Here is a 2721-nt window from a genome sequence, read left to right on the forward strand (position 1 = left end):
AGGCAGGACCGCGACCGGTCCAAAACGCCCCGGTCGGTTTCGATGGAAGCCATCGGACCTAGCTCGATTGGAACCCACCTGCCTAGGCAGGTCAAGTGTTTCTGCCTAGGTCAATTTTGAGTCATGCTGATTCCAAGAGAGCCGCGCCTGGTCAGCGGCCCTGTCAGGAGTTGAAGATGTACTCCAGCTCGTAAGCCGTACCGTCGAGCACCATGTCAGTTGCCTCCACGCACCGGCCCGCAGCGTCGTAGCTCAACCGCAGAACATGGGCGACCGGTGTGCCGGGAGCCAACCCCAGCGCCTCACGCTCGGTCGGCCAAGGCATCCGCACCCGGATCCGCTCGCGGTGGCTCGTCGGGGCATGTCCGGCCTCGGCCAACCTGGCCGGAGATCCACCAGGCCCCGTGTCGATCTCTGCGATCCGGGTTCCTCGGGCAATGTCTGCGGGGTACCAGCTAGTAGCCAGCTGCACCGACCGGTCATCATCTACAACAAATCGGCGCCGCCGACGGACGGCCAGCGCACCAGGCGCCAAGCCCATCAAAACAGCGGTCTCGTCGGGAACAGGAACCTCGTCAACCCGTGTGTCGACTGATCGCGGGCGACGGCCGGTGTCAGCGTCCTGCACAGCATGGCCGGCACCCCACCACTGCGCAGACAGGCGACGCGGGGAAGACCGAAGGATCCGCTCGAAAGCCCGCACATAAGCCCCGGACCCCATCCGGGTCGTCACGAGCCCCTCAGCCACCAGGGTCGCGACCGCCTTCGTCACCGTGGCACGCGTGACCTGGTACTGACGCGCAAGCGCAGGCTGCGACGGCAGCCGATCACCCTCACTGAGCTGCCCAGTCCGGATCATCTCGCGGATGTCGTCCACGATCCGGCGGTACGGGGCAGCGCCGTCCTTGTCGCCGCTCATCGCCCCCACCCTGAAAGTGAACCTGCGTAGACAGCATTGGACTCTACGGCAAGCACCCCACGCGGATAGCGCGACCGAGAGCCACCAGGGAACTGTCGTGTTCTCCCTGGCAGCGGACCCACCATCAGCCTGCAGCAAGGACCCCCACCGCTTCGCACACATGTCCTATCCACATGTTGTGGATAGGAGAGCAGGCCTAGCCGCCACGCAACCTGGTGGGCGAGGTCACCGCTGGCGGCGCGGGCGCGCACACCGGATTTGCGGGTGTCGCCAACGCCTGGGCTGGCGGGAGGTCACTGCGGTATGTGGATGACCGGCAGGTGCTCGCCGTAGCGGGTGCCCTCTCCGGTCAGGATCGAGGCTCCTCCGTTGTCCAGTGATGCCATGACTGTGGTGGCTAGGTCGATGCGGCCGGTCAGTCCGCGCCAGTAGGACAGTTCCAACCAGTCGCCGCTGGTGGGGAGCATTGCGCAGGACTGCTGGCGTAGCAGTCGGTGCAGGTGGTCGCGTTGTTTGGGGTCGGTCATCAGCGTCAGCGTCTCGGCGACGGTGACGTCGGTGACGCCGTATCGATTTCCGTCTCGGATGACCTCGCCTATCGGCTCGGCCACGTGTATCGAGTAGGGGTAGGCAAGCAGCGCTGAGCGGTCTAGCACGAGCGTGACCGCGCCTGGAGGCTCGTCGTCGAGGCTCACGCGGCTGGTGCCTGCTGGTCACCGTTGGACAGCTCGGCCGTCATGTGGTCACGCACCCGCGCACGTAGGGCCGCCACCCGCTCTGGGGTCCACTCGGCCTCCACAGCCAGTCGGCGGGCCCGCGCTGTGGCCATGCCCTGCTCGGTGAGGTGCACGCCGGCCTCGGCCACCAGGTCGCGGAACTGCTCGAAGTTCCGGCGAGCCCGCACAGTCTCGGTAACGTATGCGGAGGCGTTGGGCTGCTGCTCCAGGGTCTCGGCCACGTCCGAGGGTACGGAGATGGTCACTCGACGCTTTGTCATACCGCTAGCCTACTCCCGTATGACATCCGGAGTGCGGTGCATCACCCATCCAGGCGCGTGAGGGCAGCGTTGATCAGTTGGATGGGTTTCCCCTCCACCACGGCAGCCACACCCGATAGGCCCGCTCGGCGCTATCGGCCCGGCGCCGCCATGGGCACACTCGACGTGGCAGGGCGGACAGTGGGCTGCTGTTCCTCACTGGCTGAGGCGACCTCGGTGACCGCCGAGATCGTTGACTGCGGAAACGCGGACGCGGCCACCGCTGCCGGCTCGGTGCCGTGTCGGCTCTGCACCCGCACTGTGCCGAGATCAACGGTTTCGTCGAGCTGGTCTTGCACCACCCGGCACGCGTAGGCGGCCGGCCTTTCGGCCCGGTCCACGAACCTGGACACGCCGCGTAGGAGTTGCTGCACGTCGTGGCCGGCGTGCTGCGCCTGGTCCAGGGTGTATGCCAGGGCACCCCACGCCTCGCACCCGATCACCGTGTCGGCCCGCTGCCCAGACGGCCATGCCTTGTGCACCTCAGCGGCCATCCGATCGTGCCTGTCGCTCACCGCCTCGGCGGACATCGGCAGCCGCTGTGACGACTGATCCGTGTCCTCGTACACCGCTCGATCAACGGCATCAGACAGCACCTCGATGCCATCCGGTGTTGACTCTTGTGTCTCGGGCATCACCCGGCCCGTCCGTTTGGCGAGCTGGTCGACGACCATCTGCCGAGCCTGCTGCGCCCGAGGGTCGACATGGTGCCACGTGGATGCCGCACGCCACACCCGGGCGATGTCCTCCATCCCCGCGGTGCGCC

At 66.9% G+C, this 2721-nt stretch carries 4 protein-coding genes; all 4 read right to left on the reverse strand.

The features are described 5' to 3' along the window. Positions 1 to 163: 163 nt before the first annotated feature. Positions 164 to 1081, reverse strand: a complete 918-nt coding sequence (locus K228_RS30325) for a UTRA domain-containing protein (protein WP_080671703.1) — start codon at positions 1079 to 1081, stop codon at positions 164 to 166. Between the two features lie 131 nt (positions 1082 to 1212). Next, on the reverse strand, positions 1213 to 1614 hold the full coding sequence (locus K228_RS0124425; protein ID WP_025620718.1) for a hypothetical protein: 402 nt from the start codon (positions 1612 to 1614) through the stop codon (positions 1213 to 1215). Further along, on the reverse strand, positions 1611 to 1916 hold the full coding sequence (locus K228_RS0124430; RefSeq protein ID WP_025620719.1) for a hypothetical protein: 306 nt from the start codon (positions 1914 to 1916) through the stop codon (positions 1611 to 1613). The genes K228_RS0124425 and K228_RS0124430 overlap by 4 nt, the downstream gene beginning before the upstream one ends. A gap of 131 nt (positions 1917 to 2047) precedes the next feature. Beyond that, a partial coding sequence (locus tag K228_RS0124435; protein WP_029723967.1) for a hypothetical protein occupies positions 2048 to 2721 on the reverse strand: 674 nt, incomplete at its 5' end.

This window comes from Salinispora cortesiana (assembly GCF_000484695.1).
GTDB lineage: Bacteria > Actinomycetota > Actinomycetes > Mycobacteriales > Micromonosporaceae > Micromonospora > Micromonospora cortesiana.

Coding starts and splice junctions, on each gene's coding strand:
- K228_RS30325 (WP_080671703.1), bottom strand. CDS start 1,081: ATGTGTGCGAAGCGGTGGGGGTCCTTGCTGCAGGCTGATGGTGGGTCC.
- K228_RS0124430 (WP_025620719.1), bottom strand. CDS start 1,916: ATGACAAAGCGTCGAGTGACCATCTCCGTACCCTCGGACGTGGCCGAG.